At 41.1% G+C, this 22,309-nt stretch carries 19 protein-coding genes and 1 pseudogene; 6 read left to right on the top strand and 14 right to left on the bottom strand.

Going from position 1 to position 22,309, the window contains the following annotated elements:
• Positions 1 to 564: 564 nt before the first annotated feature.
• The 3 genes and pseudogenes from CK510_RS03970 to CK510_RS03960 all read left to right on the top strand — a co-directional run.
• A complete protein-coding gene (locus tag CK510_RS03970) occupies positions 565 to 1,290 on the top strand; it encodes a CAP domain-containing protein (protein ID WP_169926997.1) in 726 nt (241 codons plus the stop codon).
• Between the two features lie 401 nt (positions 1,291 to 1,691).
• Positions 1,692 to 5,264: a substrate-binding domain-containing protein gene (locus CK510_RS03965; protein ID WP_095720457.1), complete on the top strand. Its 3,573-nt coding sequence runs from the start codon at positions 1,692 to 1,694 to the stop codon at positions 5,262 to 5,264.
• Between the two features lie 416 nt (positions 5,265 to 5,680).
• A pseudogene (locus CK510_RS03960) lies at positions 5,681 to 6,172 on the top strand (NifH family ATP-binding protein); the annotation flags it as partial.
• A gap of 359 nt (positions 6,173 to 6,531) precedes the next feature.
• Here CK510_RS03960 and CK510_RS03955 read toward each other — a convergent pair.
• The 4 genes from CK510_RS03955 to CK510_RS03940 form a co-directional block, all read right to left on the bottom strand.
• Complete coding sequence (locus CK510_RS03955; protein ID WP_095720456.1) at positions 6,532 to 7,719, bottom strand: nucleotidyltransferase family protein; 1,188 nt, start codon at positions 7,717 to 7,719, stop codon at positions 6,532 to 6,534.
• Between the two features lie 340 nt (positions 7,720 to 8,059).
• On the bottom strand, positions 8,060 to 8,896 hold the full coding sequence (locus CK510_RS03950; protein WP_095720455.1) for a segregation/condensation protein A: 837 nt from the start codon (positions 8,894 to 8,896) through the stop codon (positions 8,060 to 8,062).
• Between the two features lie 54 nt (positions 8,897 to 8,950).
• On the bottom strand, positions 8,951 to 9,313 hold the full coding sequence (locus CK510_RS03945) for a lipopolysaccharide assembly protein LapA domain-containing protein (RefSeq protein ID WP_095720454.1): 363 nt from the start codon (positions 9,311 to 9,313) through the stop codon (positions 8,951 to 8,953).
• A 355-nt stretch (positions 9,314 to 9,668) separates the two neighbouring features.
• Complete coding sequence (locus tag CK510_RS03940) at positions 9,669 to 10,745, bottom strand: AI-2E family transporter (protein WP_095720453.1); 1,077 nt, start codon at positions 10,743 to 10,745, stop codon at positions 9,669 to 9,671.
• A 329-nt stretch (positions 10,746 to 11,074) separates the two neighbouring features.
• Between CK510_RS03940 and pdxH the strand changes: the two genes are divergently transcribed.
• On the top strand, positions 11,075 to 11,719 hold the full coding sequence (gene pdxH / locus CK510_RS03935; RefSeq protein ID WP_095720452.1) for a pyridoxamine 5'-phosphate oxidase: 645 nt from the start codon (positions 11,075 to 11,077) through the stop codon (positions 11,717 to 11,719).
• Positions 11,720 to 11,723: 4 nt separating this feature from the next.
• On the opposite strand, the gene CK510_RS31455 is transcribed toward pdxH, so the two are convergent.
• The 8 genes from CK510_RS31455 to fabZ all read right to left on the bottom strand — a co-directional run bounded on the left by CK510_RS31455 (position 11,724) and on the right by fabZ (position 17,858).
• Positions 11,724 to 11,879: a hypothetical protein gene (locus tag CK510_RS31455; protein WP_158224835.1), complete on the bottom strand. Its 156-nt coding sequence runs from the start codon at positions 11,877 to 11,879 to the stop codon at positions 11,724 to 11,726.
• Between the two features lie 342 nt (positions 11,880 to 12,221).
• Positions 12,222 to 12,842 (bottom strand): Uma2 family endonuclease, encoded by a 621-nt coding sequence (locus tag CK510_RS03930; protein ID WP_095720451.1) that lies wholly within the window; start codon positions 12,840 to 12,842, stop codon positions 12,222 to 12,224.
• A gap of 160 nt (positions 12,843 to 13,002) precedes the next feature.
• Entirely contained in the window at positions 13,003 to 13,881 is an 879-nt protein-coding gene (locus CK510_RS03925; RefSeq protein WP_245911842.1) for a DUF3153 domain-containing protein, read from the bottom strand.
• Between the two features lie 97 nt (positions 13,882 to 13,978).
• Positions 13,979 to 14,506 carry a tetratricopeptide repeat protein gene (locus tag CK510_RS03920; RefSeq protein ID WP_095720450.1) on the bottom strand — a complete coding sequence of 176 codons (528 nt, stop codon included), beginning with the start codon at positions 14,504 to 14,506 and terminating at the stop codon, positions 13,979 to 13,981.
• A 30-nt stretch (positions 14,507 to 14,536) separates the two neighbouring features.
• Positions 14,537 to 14,683 (bottom strand): hypothetical protein, encoded by a 147-nt coding sequence (locus tag CK510_RS31450; RefSeq protein ID WP_158224834.1) that lies wholly within the window; start codon positions 14,681 to 14,683, stop codon positions 14,537 to 14,539.
• Between the two features lie 175 nt (positions 14,684 to 14,858).
• On the bottom strand, positions 14,859 to 16,025 hold the full coding sequence (lpxB, locus tag CK510_RS03915) for a lipid-A-disaccharide synthase (protein ID WP_095720449.1): 1,167 nt from the start codon (positions 16,023 to 16,025) through the stop codon (positions 14,859 to 14,861).
• Between the two features lie 264 nt (positions 16,026 to 16,289).
• Entirely contained in the window at positions 16,290 to 17,108 is an 819-nt protein-coding gene (gene lpxA, locus CK510_RS03910; protein WP_095720448.1) for an acyl-ACP--UDP-N-acetylglucosamine O-acyltransferase, read from the bottom strand.
• A gap of 219 nt (positions 17,109 to 17,327) precedes the next feature.
• On the bottom strand, positions 17,328 to 17,858 hold the full coding sequence (gene fabZ, locus CK510_RS03905) for a 3-hydroxyacyl-ACP dehydratase FabZ (RefSeq protein ID WP_095720447.1): 531 nt from the start codon (positions 17,856 to 17,858) through the stop codon (positions 17,328 to 17,330).
• Between the two features lie 15 nt (positions 17,859 to 17,873).
• Here fabZ and CK510_RS03900 point away from each other — a divergent pair, with 15 nt between their 5' ends.
• Positions 17,874 to 18,104 carry a hypothetical protein gene (locus CK510_RS03900; RefSeq protein WP_095720446.1) on the top strand — a complete coding sequence of 77 codons (231 nt, stop codon included), beginning with the start codon at positions 17,874 to 17,876 and terminating at the stop codon, positions 18,102 to 18,104.
• A 1-nt stretch (position 18,105) separates the two neighbouring features.
• Here CK510_RS03900 and lpxC read toward each other — a convergent pair whose 3' ends face one another.
• Positions 18,106 to 18,957 carry a UDP-3-O-acyl-N-acetylglucosamine deacetylase gene (gene lpxC / locus CK510_RS03895; RefSeq protein WP_095720445.1) on the bottom strand — a complete coding sequence of 284 codons (852 nt, stop codon included), beginning with the start codon at positions 18,955 to 18,957 and terminating at the stop codon, positions 18,106 to 18,108.
• 94 nt (positions 18,958 to 19,051) lie between these two features.
• Complete coding sequence (locus CK510_RS03890; RefSeq protein WP_095720444.1) at positions 19,052 to 21,559, bottom strand: BamA/TamA family outer membrane protein; 2,508 nt, start codon at positions 21,557 to 21,559, stop codon at positions 19,052 to 19,054.
• A gap of 61 nt (positions 21,560 to 21,620) precedes the next feature.
• Here CK510_RS03890 and CK510_RS31445 point away from each other — a divergent pair, with 61 nt between their 5' ends.
• The gene (locus tag CK510_RS31445; protein ID WP_095720443.1) at positions 21,621 to 21,977 is read left to right on the top strand and encodes a hypothetical protein; all 357 of its coding nucleotides are present in this window, start codon (positions 21,621 to 21,623) and stop codon (positions 21,975 to 21,977) included.
• Positions 21,978 to 22,309 lie beyond the last annotated feature (332 nt).

The raw sequence follows: 22,309 nt of genomic DNA, 5'->3' as shown, positions 1-22,309 counted from the left end.
TTCTACCCTTCGGGAACGCGTTCGCGCAGCGTGTCGCTTTGCGACTCAGCGCGAACGTTCCTCATAATGACATTGGGCATTTCTTTCTGTGGAGTTCTCTTAAATATAGCGATCGCAGTTTGGATGTAATAAAAATTAGGGTAAACAACTTTTTACCCCTACAGTACTCTCGAACACAAGCTATATTTAACTTTTATAGAGCTAACGCACCATCTTGAGTTCAATCGGAATAGCGATCGCAGTTTGGATGTAATAAAAATCAGGGTAAGAGTTTACCCCTACAGTATTCTCGAACACAAACTATATTTAACTTTTGTAGAGCTAATCCACCATCTTGACTTCAATCGGAATGTGGGTATTAATTTCATTGAAACGAGACGAGTCAAAATTTAGATAACTAGTGTTAATTAAAGAGCAAAATACGTATTAATACTTATGAGTTTAAATTTATATATAGACTTGAAAAGATTGTGTGTGAGACATTTCCAGAAACATCCTGTTGTCAAAATCAGTCAGTAAGGAGTATCAAAGTTAGACAGTAGAGTATTCGTTAAGAGGTTATAAATGCATCACCTGAAATTTTGGATGTTTTTCTCGCTTGCCTTTATATTTACCAGTACCCCGCAATTATTGCCATCTCAAGCATCGTCAGCAAGGGAAATATCTACAAGCTCTGCTGTTAATAAAAAAATCAGCACACAAACCAAACCAGTTTTACTCGCACAAGCAAATAATTTATCAACTCTAGAAGCTCAGGTAATTGCCGAAACGAACAAAGTACGGACAAATCCCAAATCCTATTTACCGATATTGGAAAATTACCGCAAACGTTTCCAAGGTAACAAAGTTAAAATTGGTAGCAATACATTTTTGGTGACACAGGAAGGAACAAAGGCAGTTGATGAAGCGATCGCATTCCTCAAAGTTCAGCGTCAAATGCCTTCCCTAGCAGCATCGAAGGGAATGTCATTAGGGGCAAAAGACCATGTGAAAGACCAAGGAAACAAAGGTGCGATCGGTCATAATGGTAGCGATGGTAGTAGTCCCTTTTCTCGTATCAGTCGTTATGGTAAATGGCAAACTACAGCAGGGGAAAATATCAGCTATGGTCCGGCTACAGCACAAGATATAATTATGCAATTAATTATCGACGATGGAGTACGCGATCGCGGACACCGGAAAAATATCTTTAATCCAGCTTTTAAAGTCACCGGAGTCGGCTTTGGAAATCATGCGAAATATGGCAAGATGTGCGTAATTACCTATGCAGGTGGGTTTAAGGATAAATAGGGAATAGGGCATTACGACAAAAAATGTAGAGACGCGTAGCAAGTTCCCGAAAGGTAGTTTCGCGTCTCTATTTGCGATCGATGTCGAATAATTTGATTTATAAGAAATTAATAAATTTATTTATTAAGAAATTTATTTTGACAAACTGAAAAATAACATAGGAAAAATCAAGTGAAATACTTGATAGATAGGCATTTTTCACTAAGTTTAAAAAAAATAAACAGAGTAAATATATTTTTTTAAAACAAGGTAAAGTTAAGACGGGGTATCGCTTGTCATAAGTATCTACTGCAACTTCAGAGCGACATAACAACGATGTATAATTATCCGGTCTCTGACCGCATGAATACGGTAATTGTGACTGGCTAGCTTTCTATATCCTCTACCTTGGTAAGCGGCGTATGTGGCGAAAAGAAAAAAAATATAACTCCGTAATTGGTTTGGGTATGTTGCTGGCATTTGCTTCTACCCCAATTGCTGCAACTATCTTCGTATCTCAATTTGCAGTGGCTCAAACTTCTGCAAAGGAATCATCTTTTCCTCTCCCGAAAACCATTCCTAGTGGTACGACGGTGAAGGTTGATGGCTCTAGCAGTATGGCTAAAATCAACGAAAACCTAAAACAAAGCTTTGAACAGCAATTTACTGGTACAAAAGTTGAATTAGCCGCTAACGGCACTGATACAGCGCTAAAGTCTTTAATAGATGGAAAAGTCGATTTAGCAGGTATTGGTCGTGGCTTGACAGCCTTAGAACAAGCAAAAGGTTTGGAACAAAAGCGCATCGATCGCCAGAAAATTGCGATCGTGGTTGGTGAAAATAATCCCTTTAAAGGGAATTTGACAAATCAACAGTTTGCCAAGATTTTCCGAGGAGAAATTACTGATTGGTCCCAACTTGGGGGAGAAAAAGGTAAAATTAAGTTTATCGATCGCCCAACTTCGAGCGATACCCGCGAAGCATTTCGTAACTATCCCGCATTTAAAGCTGCTAATTTTGCAACAGGTTCCACAGCAACCATACTCAGCCAAGATGATACCGCAGAGTTAGTTAAGCAATTGGGTAAAGATGGCATTGGTTATGTAATTGCCAATCAAGCCTCAAAAGTACCTGGTTTGCGGGCACTAAAGTTACACCAAACTCTCCCAGATGACGCTAAATATCCATTTTCGCAACCTTTTGTTTACGCGTACAAGAAAAATCCCAACCCCGGTATAACTGGGTTTCTTGGTTTTGCTAGTGGTGAACCGGGAATTAAAGCGATCGCAACTGCAAGAAGCACAGAAGCTGATACAGTCGTCCAAGGTTTAACTGGTGCGATCGCAACCCCAGATGCAACCCAAGCCAATCCCAATGCAACTACTTCTCCTGGTGCGATCGCAACCCCAGATGCAACCACAGAAGCGATCGCAACTGCGACACCTAGTACAGCTACTGAAACTACTACCAACACCTCTGCGGTAAATCAGACATCTGATAATACCAGTACAGTTGATGACAAACAGGCATTTTTACCATCTGGAGAAAATGCGGCATCTGGCGAAACTGGAAATGCAGGTTTCCCTTGGTGGTGGTTATTGCCAATCGCGGCACTTGGTGCTGGTGGTTTGTGGTTCTTGGCTGGTGGAAAACGCCGCAAAGACAAGGAAGTAATTAATCCGATAACATCAACTGGTTCTCGAATTTCTGCTACAAATTCTCCAGAAATCACTCCTTTACCAACCCAGACTAATTTAGCGACAAATTTGGCTGATAATGCTACCAATATTACTGATAGCGCTGTAACAGGTATCTCAAATGCAGGTAATGCAGCTTTGGCTGGTGGTGCCGCTTTAGCTGGTGGTGCAACCGCAGCAGGAATCGGCTTGTGGTCAAGATTGGGATATGGTGAAGAAGATACAGATGCATTGAATGCAGAAAATATCTCCACAGAAACAGATATTACTAATTTGCAAGAACCTGCATCTGTCGTCATGCCTTCAGTGACGGAAGTTCCAAATTTAGAACCAAATCTAGAAGTTGAGGAACCCGTCATTGATGTTAATTTACCCAATGCCGAATTGCCTGATATTAATTTACCGAATGTCGAATTACCTAACGTTGAGTTACCTAACGTCGATGTAACTCCAGAAGTTAATTCGCCAAACTGGTTAGATAATTTGAATGCAACTGGTGGTGCGGCTTTAGCTGGTGGTGCAGCTGCTGCTGGTGCTGGATTGTGGTCAAGAGTTGCTAACCGCGATACTGGTATTAATTTACCCAATATCGAACCACCGGATTTAACTGCATCTATTGATGTTCCTGAAATTCCCGAAGTTCCTACAATAGAAATCAGTGAACCTTACATAGATTTACCAGAAATTCCTTCGGCACAATTACCTGATGTGTCGATTCAGGTTCCAGAAGTTGAAGTTCCAAGATTTGAAGCTCCAGAAGTTGAGGCTCAAACTGGACGTAATTTGCTTGATAACATTACTTCCGCAGGTGGTGCAGCTGCTGCTGGTGCTGGATTATGGTCAAGATTTGCCAACCGCGAACCAAATGCAGATATTCCAGAACCGGATTTAAATCTGTCTGTTGAAACCCCAGAAATTCCCGATGTTCCATCATTGGAATTAACTGCACCATCAATTGAAACCCCAGAAATTCCTGATTTTCCATCCCCACAAATCAATAACTTGAGCGCAACATTGCCCGATGTGTGGGATGAGACACCAGAAGAAACACCCGAAAGCGATCGCAATTTGTTGGGTTATATCACAATTGCAGGTGGTACGGCAGTTGCGGCTGCTGGTTTAGCAAATCAGAATCGCGATGACAGCGAAAATACTGAAATCGTAGAAGAAAATATTGCTGCTACAGAAGTAGATGTAACTGCCCCATCTTTGGAAACACCCGAAGTAATCCTTCCGGAAGCAGTAATTAATACAGAACCTTCCCTAGAGGAAGTTACGGAAGTAGCTGAACTTGCACCAGACGCAGATACTGTTGATAATTCTGTAAATTTGGATAGTCCATTGGATAGTCCAACAGTGGTTAACGTCGGCGAAATCGGCAGTCGTGACTGGTGGACACCAGAAGACGCAACAGAAGACGAAACACCCGAAACAGCATTTGATGCAGTTGCCGATGCTGCTGAATCTACTGAAGGTGTAATTGAAGCATCATTCTCAGAAAGCTCTCCACTAGATTTTTCTGAACAAGCAACAACAACTGAATTGGAGATTAATCCAGGGATTGGAGCAATTGGTGCTGGTACTGTAATTGTTGGAACTGGAGCCGCTATTTTAGCAGCAACATCAAATTCTGACGATAAGAACGAGATTGATGTAGCAACGACAATTGAACCAACAATTTCAGCAACAGCTAGCGAAACTCCTTCAGAACCAGTCAACGACAGCACAATTACGCTGACATCTCGTACACCAAAATGGGCATATGCAACTTGGAATATTGCAGATGCAGAAAAAGAAGCGAAACGTCTGGAAGGAGGCACAAACCTAGCATTACGCTTATACGATACTACTGGTATTGATTTAAGCTATCAACCAGGGCAACTCGTACAGCAATACGAATGTGAAGAAACAATCGAAAACCGTTTTATTGCCATTCCCATCAACGATCGCGATTATATGGCAGAAATTGGTTATCTTACCGAAGATAATAGCTGGTTGCCAATTGCGCGATCGCACGTTAACCGAGTTTTTAGTCGTCCACACCAAGAATTTTGGTTTGAAGCTGATGCGGAGTTAATTATTCACGGAGCAACCGAACCAGGTTCTGCTGTTTCAATTGGTGGTCAAACTGTCAAACTCAAAGAAGATGGAACTTTCCACCTACGAATTCCCTTTACCGACGATTTGATTGATTATGTGATGACGGCAGTTGCTAATAATGGTGATAATGCCAAAACAATCCACATGCACTTCTCCCAAGATGGTGTGAAAAAAGAAGACGAAGAAAATGACAAATAAAGTCATTGAATTGAGTTATTTTTCATAATTTAGAAATTCCCTCATCAAATTAATTGGTGAGGGTTTTTATTATGCTGACTTTTCCCGTTATCTTTCTATCACAGCGATGCGGAAGCCGCCACTATACGTGAACGCGATCAGGAGTGCTATCCTAAAAGTCCTATTTTTCCGTTGTTATATTATCATTAAGCGTCTTTTATTGATAATAAATCTTTGGACTGAAACCCTTGCTATATTCATGTTTCCAGACTTAACGGGAAAAGTCAGGTGTGGAAATAGGCGAAATCATTGGGTTAATTTTGGCACTTTTAGTAATTTGGATAAGGCATTCAGCGATATACCTTACAGTGATTTTTAGCTAATTGAAATGCCTTCAGCACGCTTCGCAAAGGCATTTTATTTTTTAGCGGTAGCTAGTGGAATGTGGCGGTTTCGCAATGCCTATTCGTGAAGGCAAAGCACAAGAAATCTACATCGTTACATCGGGTGAAATGATGGCGATGTATGCTGCGAATAACATTGCTCGTGGTGTCCTTAAGTATGCTCACTCAGGTGGTGTGCGCTTAGGTGGTTTGATTTGTAACAGCCGTAATACTGACCGGGAAATCGAACTCATCGAAACCTTGGCAAAACGGTTGAATACAAAAATGATTCACTACGTTCCCCGTGACAACATTGTTCAACACGCAGAATTGCGTCGGATGACAGTGAACGAGTACGCTCCCGACAGCAATCAAAGTAACGAATACCGCACACTTGCGAAGAAAATCATTAATAATAAAGAACTAGCGATTCCCACACCAATCGAGATGGAAGAGTTGGAAGATTTGTTGATTGAGTTTGGTATTCTTGAAAGCGAAGAAAACGCAGCAAAATTAATTGCTACTCAAGACGCAGTGAAAAAGTAAGAAGTTTTTGAAACCCAAGTAATGTAGGAATGCTTGGGGAGTAGTAATTTTTTACCTGATAATTGGTTGATTTGGTAATAGGGGATTGGGGAATGGGCGAAAGTTCTTCTTCAGTCCCCTATTTTTATTTTTGATATTAATTTTATTATCGAAGTCGAATATGATGCGGAAATAGAAGCATTAAATACCGAAAAATGTGTTTGGAATGATGTCACTACTTTTTATATATTTGGTCGCAAAGCAGACAATCTAAAACACTGAAATAAGGCAACTTATTCAAGGCATAATTAAGTTGATAAAAATTAATAGTTAACAGCAAGAGCTAGGGATATTTATTCCTAACTCTTAACTCCTAACTCCTAATTCTTAACTTTCAACTCATCACCCGCATTTATCTCTAACAACTCAGCGATCGCCTGATGTTCGAGGGGGGTTTGGGATGGGGGAGCTTGACGCGCATCAGTAATCAACCAATCCAACGCAGCTTCTTGTACATCAATGGTTGCACCAGTTTTATCAATACAGTAGCGACCAAATACTAGCTTATCAACCAAACGTACTCCCGCACCCAAGCGCGACCATTCAAAAATAATACTATTTTCCACAGTTGCACCGCTACAAATCCAGCAGTTAGGAGCAATCATCGCTGGACCAACAATTTTCGCACCATCTTCGATTTTAGTCATCCCACCAATGTAAACAGGACCAGTAATATCAACTTTATCCCAATTTACGGCGACATTTAAACCAGTATAAATACCAGGAAATACTTCACGACCAGGAATTTGGACATTTTTGATTTCACCTAATAAGACACCACGAATAGCTCGCCAATAATCGGGAACTTTACCGATATCTACCCACTCAAATTCCATTGGCTTTGCGAAGAAAGGCGCACCCACTTCGACTAATTTAGGAAACAATTGGCTACCGATATCATACTCGACACCAGAGGGAATATAGTTCAATATTTCTGGTTCAAAAATGTAAATACCTGTGTTGATATTTGTACTAAGTGCTTCTTCAACGGCAGGTTTTTCTTGGAAAGCTTTAACTCTACCTTCATCGTCAGTAACAACCACACCATAGCTGGAAACCTCTTCGAGAGGTACTGTTTTTGTGATAATGGTGGCAATTGAACCTTTAGAACGATGCCATTTTACAGCTTCCGTCAAGTCCAGGTCAATTAAAGCGTCACCGCATAAAACCACAAAAGTATCATCAAAAAATGGCGAGAAGTCTTGGATACGTTTCATCCCACCCGCAGAACCGACTGCTTCACCAATTAAATTACCATCAACGATTTTACCTTCAAAAGAGTAAGCAATCTCCACGCCAAACTTTTGACCGTCACGGAAATAGCTTTCGATTTCATATGCCAAATGGCTAACGTTGACCATAATTTGGTCAAACCCATGCTGACGTAAAAGCTCAACTAAAAATTCCATCACTGGCTTTTGCAGGATGGAAATCATTGGTTTCGGAGTAGTGTAGGTAATGGGACGAACTCGCGTACCCTTACCTGCTGCCAGAATCATCGCTTTCATAATATATTTATTCCTCTTTATTCCTCAGCCACAGTCTGTTTACTTTGTATGTAAGTGATACTTAATCATCGGTTTATTTTTACTCTAAGTCATCCCTAAAACCACTGAGAAGGTTTTTGTGACTCACATAGCCATAAGCGATCGCATAGACTTAGCGAGTACAGCAGTTTATTAGTCATCCTTTCAATTTACCCAGATTTTGGACGCTGCACCAAAATTATGTAAATAAATGGGATGGATTTGGGGATTGGGCATTGGGCATTGTAATAATCCTTCCATCTTTTCTTCTCTCTATTCCCTATTCACCATTCTCTATTCCCTATTTTCTATTCACCATTTCCTAACTTGCTGATAAATCGGTTTTGCTGGTATTCGCTGGATTTGCTAGCAAGCGGATTTTAATTTCTTGATAAAATTCCTCTTGATATAGTTCCACTTTAGACTGTGCCGAAAGTAATAGTAATGCCCAAAATACGCCGACTTTGTGGTTGTTGGAGGATTCACGATGAGCTGATAACGCTTGAGTCGGCTTTTTTGCTTTTGCCCAAAGTTCTACGAGTTTTTCCAAATTCATCCATTCTTGCTCTAATGAAAACTCGTTTGCCGAACTATATAAAAGCTGTTCGAGTTCTCCTGCGACTTCGCTTAAGTTTTCTTGGTGCGACATTTCTATGGCTTGTCGCATTGTTCGCACGTTGTTGACGCTACGAACCCGAACTGGTTTGCTGACTTCCTTTTCCTGAAATTTCTTCAGTTGGTCAGCCATGACTTGCAACTGTTCGATCAGTTCGGGGAGGGTAACGCGACGTTTTGGGGGTGGCATTGCGGCTGAACGACGACGTAATGCTCTTTCTAATGGCAGTCTCGCGGTTCGCAAAAATGCATCTTCTTCCCCTTCTGGTAAGAATTCGTCGAGTAAGGCTTCTTGTTCGTCTTCTGCTGCTTGCATTTGCATCAAGGTATTTGCCTTGAATAAAACCAGCATTGAAGCTGATAAAAATGCTTGTCCTGATTGAGATAAATCACTTTCGTAACCGCGTCTATTTGCTTCTGGAGCCATTAGTTCCAGAAAACGGTCAATCACCTCTATTACCTTCACATCCCAAGGGTCAATTTCTCCTTGTTCTGCTCGATCTATGAGCTGTGTAATTGTTTCTAATAGCTCCGAAGCATCCATTAATTAGTTCTAAAAAGTTGAAATATGGTTTGGAGTAAATTTTCTTGAGCTATATTACTGAGCCAGAATTTGTTCCTGTGGGGGGTGCAAATCACTTGCTGGGGGTAATGCCGATCGCTTTAATGATTGAATTTCTACTTGGTAGTCTTCAATCTTTGAGTTAAGTTCTTGTATTTGAGAGATTTTTTGAATATCTTTTTGATTCAATATTACCTGTTGCTGTAATCTTGCCCATAGGCTGAAAAACCAAGCAAGGCTTGCTCCTAAACCTGCGGCAATAAATAATTCCACTGCGAGCGCAATTTTTATTTGTATGCCTGGAAGTATGACAACTGTGGCAGCCTCTGTGTTTTGTATACTAAAGAATACTAACGCGAGACAAAAGATAAAAATAACCGTAAAGTTGAACTGTCTCATTTGTAACTAGATATAAGTAATTATTGTTTTGGTGAATGCTCCCCCGATGTTCAAAATCCGTTAAATATCTAGAAATTCTGATTGATATTACTACAACCTTTGATCTATTTGATATTTAACCCAATTAGTTTTGCTGGTTTACAGGAGCAATCTTATCGGAAAATAGCAAGCCCATCAAGTATCTTGTGATATTTTTATACTCACTCGGAGTTGAAAAAGTTACCCAAAGTCTTTAATTACTGAAAAAGGCAGAAGGAATAAAATATATTTTTTCCCTCTAACGAATTCTTTCTGCCTTCTCATTGGGAGTTGTGATTTGCGATAAGCGGCGAAAATTTTGCCGTTTGATGAGGATTTAAGATTGGGATTCAGGGACAGATTTATTTTCTTTGCAGGTTTTGAGTGCATCATAAGTACCTTTAATCGTACCTGCGATCGGAATCGCCACAAGTGTCCCCAATAATCCCGCTATCTCGAAACCCATCAAAATCGCCACAAAAATCCAAATCGGATTTAAGCCAATAAAATCGTTAAGTAATTTTGGTGCCAGGATATTATCTTTGATTTGCTGCATAATCAGGGCTGCGATCGCAACTTTAACAGCTAGCCACCAGCTTTGCAGCAGTACAAGGAGTGTTACCAATCCAATTCCTAATGTGGCTCCAATAAAGGGGATCAGTTGGGAAATACCAATAATAATTGCAAACAGTAGAGCAAACGGTACTTTGAGGATGAGGAAAATAGGTGTCAAACAACCCGTCATAAATACAGCTAGCAGGATTTGGCTGAGGAAAAAGTAATGGAAATTTAGCCGTAGGGAGTTTGTTAGGGGAGAACGAACATTCGAGGGTAAAAGATTTGTCAAGCCAAACCAAACTTGTTTACCATACAAAAGCATGTAAAATGCCAGCACCACAACCAAGACAAAGTTGAGAATTCCTGACAATAGGGAACCAGCAAATCCAACGGCATTTGAGGGTAATTGTTGTAATAAATTTTTGATGTATAGCTCAACGTTATCGTTGATTTGTTTGCCAACAATGGTAAAATCTACGGGTAAACGTCGCTGTCTGGCGATTATTTCAAACCTTTGGAGATTTGCTTGGCTTTCTGCTAACCAATTAGGAATTTTATTTAATAGCTGGGTAGTTTGGTCAATTAGTATGGGTACAAGTGTCACACCCAAAACCACAAACAACGTTAAAGTCACCAATAAAACAATAATTACCGCTTGGGTGCGATTTAGGTGTACTTTCTCAAAAAATTTAACAGGATAATTCAGTAAAAAAGCTACGATCGCGGCACAACTGAGAATAGTAATTGGGTTTTGGAAATAGCGAAACAGCATGGATAGCACCCAAGCATTAAGAGCGATGATTGGACCGCCCAAACCATAAAATAACAGATTTTGAACCGATGCTGAACGGCGCATAGAGGATTGAGTGGGGGAATGGGGAGTTGTAGAGACTACCAGTCTGTAAAGGATTGGGGAGTCGGGAAGAGGGAAATATATTTTTCCCTTAAACCATAACCCCTAATCCCTAACTTCTAACCTCTAACCAGCTTGCTCTCTTTCTCTTTTTTAAAGTCTTTACTAAATAACAATTAGCAATCTAAAATTTAAAACTGACTACAGGTTACTAAATAACCACTATAGTAAGGACTTTTGAACAAGAAGTAATCTATCTTCACTAATAAGAAAAAACTTCTTTACTCTCCTATTTATACCCCCACTCCCCAATTACTCTTGTGTACATCAACATGGATAAAGCGATCGCAGACCTACGCAAAGATTACACCCTCAGGGGTATGGAGGAAAGTGACATTGACCCCAATCCTTTTGTACAATTTCAACAATGGTTCGACAAAGCACGGGAAGCACAACTAATCGAACCCAATGCGATGACTTTAGCGACTACTACACCTGACGGTAAACCATCGGCACGAATTGTCTTATTAAAGGATTTTGATACCAGAGGTTTTGTTTTTTATACCAATTACAATAGTCACAAAGGACAAGAGTTAGCCGAAAATCCCCAAACATCCCTAGTATTTTGGTGGGCAGAACTGGAACGTCAAGTCAGGATTTGCGGACAGGTTGAGAAAGTATCGGAAAAAGAATCAGATGAGTATTTTTACAGTCGTCCGTTAAATAGTCGTCTTGGTGCTTGGACATCAAACCAAAGCGAAATTATCCGCGATCGCAATGTTTTAGAACAACGCTTTACAGAACTAAACAATAAATATCAAAATGGAGATGTTCCCCGTCCACAGCATTGGGGTGGGTTGCGAGTTATACCCACAGAAATAGAATTTTGGCAAGGTCGTTCCAGTCGCTTGCACGATCGCTTGCGTTATACTTTAATAAGTGATTCTAATTGGAAGATTGAACGCCTTTCTCCCTAAGCAATTATTCTTTTTCCGTATCTTCATCCTCTTGTTCTGTTTCGGATGAAGTCTTTGTGATAATTTGAACAGTAGCGGAACGGAAACGCGAACCACCTGGTACTCTTCTTCTTGGAACACCTCTAACTGGTGGTTTTCGTCTATTTGCACGAGCAGTCATGATTTTATCTCCCCTAAAATTTTCGCTAAGTTACGTCAAGTCTTGCAATTTACAAGTCTTGAGCTAATGATTGATTTATTTAAGTTTTGAAATTCTCTTTTAGTTACTACAGGAGTTATTGTTGCGACTCCGGAAAATGCTTGTGATAAATTATGCAAAAATACTTAGGGATTTCTAAAAAATAAAATATCCCAATTTATAGATTTATCAATCGTATCATTCGTTTGCAAGGGTGGGGAGACCCCACCCCTACAACAATTTGGTGCATTTATTTCTTTTTTTTATCTGAGAAGAGAATATTGCCCATCACTAAATAATTTTTTTTAACTGAACTGTATTGTTTTATGATGCTGCGGAGAATAGTTGTTCGGCAGTTATTGCTAACTCAGGGAAAGTTCGCGATTCAATCTTATTTTGTCCTCGAAAAGCACTTAATTGATATTGCTTATTCTCATCGAGTAAATAGACAAAAACTGTTGGTTCCTTGGGATTTCCTAAATAGTTGCGACTTGCTAAAGCTAAATAATCAATTATCCAAAATTCGTAAATACCTAAGCGCTGATACTCGTCAAGCTTATCTACATAGTCATCTTCCCAATTTGTAGAGACAATTTCAATAGCTAGCTGTAATGGTTCAGTGAATGCCGAATAAGCAAAAGGATTTGCATCCCAAAGGGTTTTATCTACCACACTAACATCGGGTTGACGACCTTGAATCTTACCGTTTACTGCCTCTGTTCTGACGACAATTCGACCCGATACACGATAATTTAGGCTCTGTTTTTTTACTTCTGATTTAAATTCATCAGTGATAAATTCAGCCAGATTATCGTGTTGTCTAGTTGCTAATGTTCGCATGATTTCCCCATTTACAAGTTCGTAACGTCCTTCTTCATCTGGTAGTCTTTCCAGAAATTGCTCGAAGGAAATCTGTTGTTTGTTTTTATCGGTTGTAATAGTCATATATTTGTATTTTTAAGTAAACCTAGAATCTAATCTGAGGACTTCCAAAAAATAAAATACCCTCACCATAGGATTATCAATTTTACCATTTGTAGGGGCGGGGTTTCCCCGCCCTTACTTACGACAGTTTGGGATAGATAATTTATTTCTTGGTATTCCCTCAACCTGTCTGTTCCGTAGTCTTAGATTTAGCGAATTGAATTGCAGGATCGGGCATAAAAGTATATCGTAAATACAATCCACCCCAAACTATCAAAATAATTATCAAAGTACCAATTCCAAGGGGACTAGGCAACCAAAATACAACTTCGATGTGGTTAAGTTCTCCGGGGTTGAAATGCCAGATTAATTGTTTTCCATTACGTTCTAGTGGGATGGTGCTTTGCGCGATCGCACTAGTTACTCCTTCCGTAAGGGGAGTATTTTCTGTGCTTTGTTGAGGTTTTGGCTTTGTTTGTTGAATATTCTTTGCCCCCCAAGGAGCATTGAGGCTAAATTCTAAGTCGAGAATTGAACCTGCATTTGCCAAAACATTGCCATTATTGGAAATCAGAGCAAGCGATCGCAAGTCCAAATCGTAAATTAAGTGGTTTCTTACCAACAGCAAAAAGTTGTTTTGGAATAACAGCAAATTTGATTCTATTTTGGGTAAGTCAGATTCGGGTTCTGTCGATTTTGCTTTTTGTTTGATGTTGGGATTAAAAAATTCGTTATACTTAGTTTGCAATTCCTGTCCGTTACTGAAGGGAATTGATACTATTAACTCTTCTTGGGAAATTCGACGCGCTTTCCCTTCTAATTTACGGGCACGATGTTCAATACTATTTAGCCATTCATATACTGAGTCGCCACTAAAACTAGTTAATTTTTCACCTAAGCGGATATGCTGTACCAACTCGCCGGAATTTGCATTATCGAAGTTAACACCAACATCATATTTAACGCAACCCGACAAAAGTAGCGATGCTAGTAGCACCAACCAAACTATCCTTGTACGTCGAATTATTGCTTTAATAACTCGCTTTAAATTTTCCCCCACTACCAAAACCTCCGCGAAACCTAAGCAATTTGGATTGACTAAACGCAAAATTAATTATTTTCTAATTTTGGTATGTATTTATGTATTTGCCTGACATTTATTCAAAACTTAACCAAACCAAATACAAAACAGTTAAAGCAACTACAACCAAAGCAACCCAAATAAAGCGATTATCCTCGGTATTGACTTGGCTAAGATCGACATATTCAGGTTCTGGTGTTTTTTTCTGTTCGTTTGATGATTTACTTGGATTGAAAACCAACTTAGTCTTATTACCATTATCTGAAATTGACCCCAAATCGGGAATTTCCGTCATCCATTCCTTAGGACGTTGGAGTTTGGGTGCTTTCCAGATATACTGTAAATGTCTCGCTTGGGTGCTAGTTTCTGCATGGGGATGACGTTTGAGTTGTTCGCATAACGCGATCGCATCATCAACCCTACCATCTGCTTCATAAGCGGTTGCTAGCCAAATTTGCACTTCACCACCTAAACGAGTATTTCGGGTTAGCATAGCACTGGCAGTTTCCAAAAATTCCACCGCTTGCCGATATTGTCCACCTTCAAATGCGTTTATACCTTGCTGGTAGCGGGTTTTCGCAATTTCAATATTTTCTATACTCACTATTTATACGACCAAAAGCACTTCTTTTATTTATTGTGCCATCGCATTTCTCCCCAATACCAACCAAACCCAAGAAACCGGGTTTCTCCCAAAACTAAGTATGACTATTTCAAAAGCAACACCAACAGAAACCGGGTTTCTAACCCCACACGAAAACCCCAAATAACCTCGCTTCATTGAGATTTTTCATGGGGTTAGAAGTCGGGTTACTGGGTTATTCATACTGAATTGAGATTTTCTGTGGGGGGAAGAACCCGACTTCCCAGAGAATTGAGATTTTACATCGGGGAAGAACCCGACTTCCTAGAGAATTGAGATTTTCTGTGGGAATCGTATTTTGTCCTAAACTATCTTATTTCCCCGATTTAGCAAGCTTAAAAATTTCTGATGCAACGCGATCGCATACTCCCACTTCTCCCATGTTTTCGCGCATTTCTTGGTAATTTGCCTGCATTTGCTGTTTGCGCTCGGTATTTAACAACAATTCTATCGCTGCTTGGGTAAGATTTTCGGCTGTTGCTCGTTCCTGGATAAATTCTGGGACAATCTCTTTCATCACCATCAAATTCACTGGAGAGGCAAAGGGAAATTTAACCTTGAGGATTTTCATTGCTACCCAGTAGGAAAATGGATGGAGACGATATAGCACAACTTGGGGTACTTTCAACAGTCCCAATTCTAAATTTACCGTGCCACATTTGGTAATTGCTAAATCCGCAGCAGCAAGAACTTCTTTTTGTTGTCCAGAAATTACTGTTGCTTGCAAACCATATTCTTGGAGTGCTTTTTCAATTTTTTCTCGATAAAACTCTAGGGAAAGGGGAATCCAAAAATTTATCTGTGGTATTTTCTCTTGCAGTAATTTCGCTGTTTGAAAAATCACAGGCATAAGGTATTTTAACTCTTGAGGACGGGAAGCGGGCAATAAAGCAACGCTAATAGCATCATCAGCGATTCCCAAATTTGCCCGTGCAACTTCCCGACTGGGAAATTCCGGCATTCTATCCAAAAGTGGATGTCCAACCCAAGTTACATTTGCTTTCTTTTCCTCAAAATAACGGGCTTCCCCTGGGAAAATAGCTAAAATCTTGTCGCTAACATCAATAATTTTTTGTGTATCCCCAGTGGTCAGAGTTGATACCCAAACTTGAGGTGCAATGTAATATATGATCGGGATATTTGGCGAATGGCGGTGCAAATAATTTGCGATCGCTAAATTGGGTCCCATGTAATCTATCAATACAACTATATCGGGTGGGTTTTCTTTGAGATATGCGATCGCCTGTCGTTGTATTTGTAAAGTTGGTAAAATATAAGGAATAGCTTCAAGCAAACCAAACGAAGAAATCCGAGTCGTATTCCCCAATAAAGTTGCACCAGCAGCCAACATTTTGTCGCCACCTAATGCTACAATATCCACCTCTAACCCCACAGTTATCGCTTGACGCTGAAGTGCAGCAATCAAAAGAGAACCTTGTAAATCGCCCGACACTTCACCAGTACTAATAAATATTCGCATTTAATTAATATATTTGTAGGGGCAAACGGCTGTTTGCCCTAATAACTATCCGTGCCAACAAATATTTCCCCCAACATCTATTTTCCCAAAAAGGAATGACCAAGAAGAAGCAAAGAATTAAAATAATTAGTATTGAAAAGTAGGGGCTAATAAATTTAACAATTAGTTTTGAGAAATCAAAGTTAATAGTTCATATCCTAAACAGCACCATCTACTCCCATCATACAGACGACCCGATGGGTCGTCTCTAGTCGTCTAGACCTCTTAATCTTCACTACTACTTGAGATTTTCCCCTTCCCAGGAATCAAACCACGTCGTCCCGGCATTTGCGAGAGCAATAAAAAACGACGTAAATGTAGCAAATGTTCAGTATCGCCAAGTAAATCTATTTGGTCTAAAGCATCTTTAAACAAAACATTGGAACGATAAAGAATACGGAAGGCTTTTTTCAGATTTTGTAACTCATCAACAGGGAAATTCGCACGTTTAAGTCCAATTAAATTGAGAGTTCTCACCCGTGCCGGATTTCCTTCAACAGTCATATATGGTGGAACATCTCGGTCGATTCGCGCCATTCCTCCAACCATTGCGTGCCTGCCAATATGTACAAATTGATGCACACCCAAGACTCCACTCACTCTTGCACGTGCTTCAATGTATATGTGACCAGCTAACGCCACAGAATTAGAAATAATTACAGAGTCCTCAATGATACAGTTGTGACCTACATGGACGTAAGCCATTAACAAATTACCATTACCGACAATTGTTGCCTCACCTGCCCCTGTAGCGCGATTTATCGTTACATATTCGCGAATTAAGTTATTATCGCCAATCTTAACCCAACTAGGTTCGCCAGCGTATTTAAGGTCCTGCGGTTCCGTGCCAATGACCGCACCGGGATAAATCTGATTTCGTGCCCCAATTTCGGTTAAACCATCTAGTACCACATGGGCACCAATAACGGTTTCGGGACCTACTTTCACATGCCCTCCAATCACAGCATAGGCACCGACTTGTACTGTAGGGTGGAGTTCCGCATCAGGATGAATTACAGCAGTAGGATGAATAAGCGTCTTCAAGGGTCCATCTCCAGAACAGTAAGCGTGCTGAATTTTAAGTAATCCGTAGCCAATAGTGTCGGTTAAGTAACACAGCGTGTGAGGGCGTAAAGAATTGAGATTTTTTTTAGAAATTCTACAAGTTTTACAATATGAGTTGTAATTAACTGGTTTTACTGGTATCGATTTACTAATGTAATAAGGGTACAAGCGTAACGTACCCTCATCAGTAAAAAAATATCAGATTACGAGTGAAAACATCAGTTCGCCTTCACAAGCGAGTTGACCGTCAACCTCGGCAATAGCTCGCATTTTACCGAAACGACGTTGTTTGACCCACAACAGTTCCACGGTCATTACCAACTGGTCTCCTGGTACAACCAGACGACGAAAACGCACTTTGTCGATACCAGCGAACAGGAAAAGACCCCCTTCTAATTCATGTATCTGTGTCATTACGACTCCTCCAACCTGTGCCATTGCCTCAACAATTAGCACTCCTGGCATAATTGGTTTTCCAGGGAAATGTCCCTGAAAATGCGGTTCGTTAAAGGTAATATTTTTAACACCTACAGCACTTTTACCCGGAACAAAATCAATAATTTTGTCCACCAGAGCAAAGGGGTAACGGTGAGGTAACAGTTTTTGGATTTCTTCGATATTGAAAGTTTTTTTGATTTCGGACACTGGTGTAGATGTTTTATCTGATGAAGGTTCAGGTGAACCAGGAATGGGGGTATCGGCTGTTTTCGATTCTGTGACTGTTGACATGGCAATCTTGAGATTTTGAGATTTTGGGAAAAGTTGGGAAAAGTTGGGAAAAGTTGGGAAAAGTTGGGAAAAGTTGGGAAAAGTTGGGAAAAGTTGGGAAAAGTTGGGAGTCAGACAACCCTATTCGGCTTTGCCATTCACACAAACTCTTCCTCCCACAGCGTAATTCTCTGGCAAACTTGTCCAGAAGAATTTTACATTTTGGACTTTGAATTTTGGATTTTGGATTTTGGACTTTGGGATTAATCTAAAATCTACAATCTAAAATTTTCTGTGCCAGTTGAATATGTAAATTATGACTGGCTTTGTACGCTAAGAAGTGAGCAACAGGAAAATTCCCTAATAAACTCAAATCTCCTACTAAATCCAAGATTTTATGACGAACTGGCTCATTTGCAAACCTCAATGGTGGATTTAGCCACCCGTCTTGTCCGCAAATAAGTGCATTATCCAAACTTCCACCCTTGATTAACCCTGATTTTTGTAAGTACTCTATTTGGTGTAATAACCCAAAAGTTCGAGCAGGTGCAATCTCTGTGATGAAGCTACTATCAGTTGTTTCCGAGTCCGGCAGCATCGCCCAACTATACCATTGATTCCCGATCGCAGGTAAGTCAAAATCAATACCATAAGTAAATCGAGTTTCTGTTGCTGGTATTGCACAGACAAATGCATCTTCCTGCCGTACCCAAATTGGTTCGGCAATACTACAAAATCTCTCTTCATCGGCGATTAATTGTGCCACTAAGCCAACTTTCACAATACTTTCAGCCCATACTTTCGCCGAACCATCTAGAAGTGGTACTTCTGCACCATCGATTTCAATGCGAGCATTATCTACACCCATCGCGGCTAAAGTGGCTAACAGGTGTTCGACTGTCCGAATGTGAACTTCGTCCTTACCAAGCTGAGTTGAGAGAACTGTATGATTTACAGATGCTACTTGTGCTGGAATAATTGGTGCTTCTGGTAAATCTACCCGCACAAAATACCGTCCACTTTCAGGTGGTGCTGGCAAGATGCGAACCTTGGTATTATTACCGCTATGAAGTCCCACTCCCGTATGGACAATTTCTGCGGCTAAAGTATGTTGTTGCATGATCGAAAATAGGAATTAGGGGGTTAGGAGTTGGGAGTTAGGAGTTGGGAGTTAGTGGAAAATTTCTAATTCCTCATTCCCAACCTTTAAACAATTAGAATCTTTCGCCGATACCAAAGTTGATGCGGCTGTCTCCCTCATCGCTGATACCATAATCGATCCGAATGGGTCCGAGGGGTGATTGGACGCGGACACCTAAGCCGTAGCCGTAGCCAGTACCGTTTTTATTTAGGACTTCGGCTGGTCTGGTAGTTGTGCCGAAATCGCTACCTAAGTCGAAGAAGAGTGCGCCGCTAACTACGGAGAATACGGGGAAGCGATACTCTACAGTTGCTTGCAGGTAGCTACGACCGCTACTTAAAGCCCCATCTTCGTAACCACGGACGGAGTTACTGCCACCTAGAGAAAAGGCTTCGTAGGGTGGTAAGTCGCCTAAAATGGTTCCGGCTTGGACGTTAAAGGCTAAAGCTTGCGCTCCTTTGCCTTTGGTGAAATTGGTAAATTTCACGGGAATGTAATAGCTATAACTTCCGCGCAGACGGGTGAGGAAAATATTTCCCAGCCCAACGGGTACTGATTGGTCTACGCCAAAACGTAGTAAGGAACCTTTGGTGGGTTGTAACGGATTATTACGGCGATCGCGTGATGCTCCTAACTGTAAAAATAGTAAGTCGTCCTGTCCTTCCCCGGAAGCACTCAGATCGACTTCGGTGTTGGGGTTCAGATTAACTCGTCCAACTTTTCGTACATTTCTGTCAGCATCGAGGGTGGAAACTCGTTGGTATTGCAATCCGGCGGAGGCTATCCATTCGGAGGCTTTGAAGGGGTTTTTTGACAATGGACGGGTGAAAGTGACACCACCACCTGTACGGGTAACGCGAGGGCGATCGCCACCTTCGTCGGGTTTGCTGGGGTTGAAGGTTTCGATGTTGTCGTCTTTACCATCGAATATTAAAGAAATTGATTGACGACGGAAGGCGTTGACGGTGTAGGAGGTTCGGTAAGGGTCTCCTGCAATCCAGGGGTCGGTAAAGCGCAGGTCAAATAATAATTCCCGTTGACCAACTTGTAATTCCGCCCCTAGTTTCTGGTTTCTACCACCCAGGTTTTGCTGTTGGTAACTAATAGTACCGAAAAGTCCGCTCGCTGAACTTATACCCGCACCTGCGGCGATGGAACCGCTATTACGTTCAACGACATTGACGACGACATCGACTTTGCTAGGGTCGGTTCCGGGGTCGAGGGAAACGTTAACATCTTCAAATAATCCTAACCCTGCGACCCGTTGGAGGTCTTTTTGTACGGTGTTGCGGTTGAATACGCCACCTGGTTTGAGTTCGAGTTCGCGGGTGACAATGTAGTTTTGTGTTCTGCCGCGAATTGGTTGCCCTTTTTCGTCGGTGTCTTGTCCTTCTTTGCTACGGAACCGCACGCGGACGTTTTCGACCACACCTTCGGCGACTTGGAGGGTGACAATTCCGTTGTCGGAAACTTTTGGTGCGCCGATGACGTTTGCTAAGACAAAGCCTTTATCTTGATAGCTTTTAGTTAATTTTTTGATGTTTTCTTGCAGTTCTCGGAGGTTGAGGATTCTGCCATATTGCTCTTTAAATATTTCGTCTACCGCAGTCGCTGGCAATACGGAAGCTACATTTGCCCCTGGGTTGGCTTCGATTTGTACCTTGGTGAGAACTGGGTTTGGCTGAACAATGAAGCTGACGCGCACACCCAAAGGTGTATCTTCTGGGGATGCTTGGACGTTTGAGAAGAAGCCTGTAGCGAAGATGGCGTTGATATCTTCTTGGAGTTGCGATCGCGTTGTTGTCCGTCCAGCTTGGGTGCGAATTACTCGATATGCTTCTTGTTCGAGTTCTGGGGCTAGTTTTCCACTTTGGGGTGTAATCACTACCTCGGACACAAGAACGCGGGATTCTGCGGCTTCAGGGGTTGTATTGGGTTGATTATTCTCTGGGTTTGGTATTCCCGGTTGCGGTGTTGGGCGAATTAGTGGTTGATTACCCGTTGGATTATTATTTATCCCTGGTTTGGGAGATGGTGCAGGTGCTTGCTGTTCCCCTGCTGGTAAATTTACTGGTGGTGGTAGTGGTACTGGTTTGGTAGCTGGTTGAATTGGTTTTTTTTGTCCGTTTGGTAGGGGTTTGGTTTGGGGAATCCTTTGTAGCAGTGGTGTTTGTTGCTGTGTTGGTTGATTATTTGGTTGAAATGTAGGTGCTGGGGTTTCCTGGATTTCACTTGGATTTTCCGGCAGCACTGGATTTGGAGTATCAGTTGGTGAACCTGGAAATGAATTGGGTTCGGGATTTGTTTGGGCTGTTTTTACTGGTGCGATCGCAGTTTTTACTGATACAGGTTTTGTCTTTAATGTTGATGCTGCCGGGAATACGGCAACAACTTCATGTTCTGGATCGGCATTAGGATCGGCATTAGAAACTGTATCTACAACTGCGACTTCGGTTACGACTTCTGTTGTTTGTTCAGTATTTTGCCGCGATTTCTGCGGAGTCTGTGCATTTGCACTCAACACACTGCCTAAAGGGGCAGCGATTGCTACCACTGTCATTAAAACGGGAGATAAGCGCATTTTTTTTAAGTTCCTCTTCACGTCCACACACCATCACAAAGTATCATTCGGGTATTGGTCATTGGTCATTGGGCATTGGTCATTGGGCTTTGTTGGGCTTTGGTCATTTGCTTATGTTTATGAGTTAGCACTTAATAGTCAACAGCAATCAACTACAAAGTCTAAAATAATCATCAACACCAAGCTGTTTGAGATTGAAGAATCGATTTTTTTTGTACAAGTTCCTAGTTTCTCGTCTATCCCTAAAACTATGAAACAGAACCAAATCCAAAATATAACAATCCAAAATCGTTCGACTGAGCTTGTGGTCACTGAGCTTGTCGAAGTGTCGAAGTCCAAAGTTTGTACTGAGCAACAGCAAACGTATCCAAAATCCAAAATCCAAAATTGGTTGACCTTAATTAAACAACTTGGTTAAACAACAAATGACTTATTAGCATAAACCTTTAAATAGATTTTTGCCTTCTTTTGCTTAAGGGAAAGCTTACCAATGAAGTTGGAGACAACAAATACCAAATCACTAATGATACAAACCTAATACCAATTTAATGTGAAGCCGCACATTATTTCGACCCCACCCTAACCCGCCCCGTTTGCGGAGCTACGGTGTATACACAAGACTGATTTCCCTTCATATCCCGGAAATTATCCCCGCTAACCCTCTTTCCAAGGGCAGGGCTGATTCATCCCCTAAAACACTTTAAAAATCAAGGGTTCTAGCAATTTAACACTGGTTATTTTGTTACCAGC

Source organism: Brunnivagina elsteri CCALA 953 (assembly GCF_002289455.1).
In the GTDB taxonomy this organism is placed as follows: domain Bacteria; phylum Cyanobacteriota; class Cyanobacteriia; order Cyanobacteriales; family Nostocaceae; genus Brunnivagina; species Brunnivagina elsteri.
Note: the sequence above shows the minus strand (reverse complement) of the source record. Positions and strands in the feature narration are given on the sequence as shown.